This is a genomic window from Bacillus sp. Au-Bac7, from assembly GCF_021341655.1.
Taxonomy (GTDB): domain Bacteria; phylum Bacillota; class Bacilli; order Bacillales; family Cytobacillaceae; genus Niallia.
On the sequence record NZ_JAJTTG010000049.1, the window covers coordinates 1 to 911 of the forward strand.

1 protein-coding gene is annotated in these 911 nt (G+C 30.0%); it reads left to right on the plus strand.

The features are described from left to right. Nucleotides 1-185 precede the first annotated feature (185 nt). Complete coding sequence (locus tag LXM54_RS27645; RefSeq protein ID WP_233319555.1) at nucleotides 186-641, plus strand: hypothetical protein; 456 nt, start codon at nucleotides 186-188, stop codon at nucleotides 639-641. Nucleotides 642-911: the final 270 nt, after the last annotated feature.

A 911-nucleotide genomic window follows, 5' to 3' on the forward strand; every position in this document is an offset into this window, starting at 1 on the left:
AGTTGTGAGAAATAGTTGGAAAAAAATGGAATACAAATAACTTTTTACAAAAAATATAGTCTAACATACTAAAGGAGGGCAATAGTTTAAAAATGAAGGATTGAGAGAAGGATTTCAAGAAGCTTTAGGAAATATAAAAATGAGTCAGTACGAGCTTAGGTAAAACTCATGAAATGAGGAAGTTTATGAGAAAAAAACACATTATTCCTGTATGTTTAGTATTAATTATCATAACTATTTTTGTTGTAGCAGGTATTATTAAATCAGAAAGTGATAGTCGCTATTTATTAACGGAAAATCAGAAACAGGCTATAAAGAAAGCAAAAATGGCAAATGAAGATTTATCTGACGCAGATATTGATAGTTTTACAATTGGTCAGGGAAAATATTTACTTGATCAATATTTTAAAGAACATAATTTAAATTACCGAATAGGAACAAAAGAATATATCGATTTCTTAGCTAGCATTATGGAAAATAGTGAAACGTATAAAGATCCTAAATTCACCATAATCGATGCTTATGGTAGCGTGTACGTGACAAAAAATCAAGAAAAGGAACCACTATTTTTTCGATTCCATCTAGATTCAGTAACCCTAGACAAAACTATTAAGGAAATTCGAGTTGAAAATACAAAATAACAATTAATAAAAAAGGAAACAGGAATGCTGCCCTTTAGTGCTATCAAGTAGATGTATCCTACATAAAAGATGGTGAAACACATGCAGATAAGATTGATTTGAAATAATAAAGTGAGAAAGGGTTCTTACCTTTTTTGGTTTTTTTCAGGGAAAGGAGAGACAGGGATGAAAAAGAAAAAGTATAGATGGATTACAATTTTCCTGCTTGTTCTTCTTGTGGGGAGAATCTATTTTTATGTCAACAGTATTAGAATTTCTGGAGTATCTGAT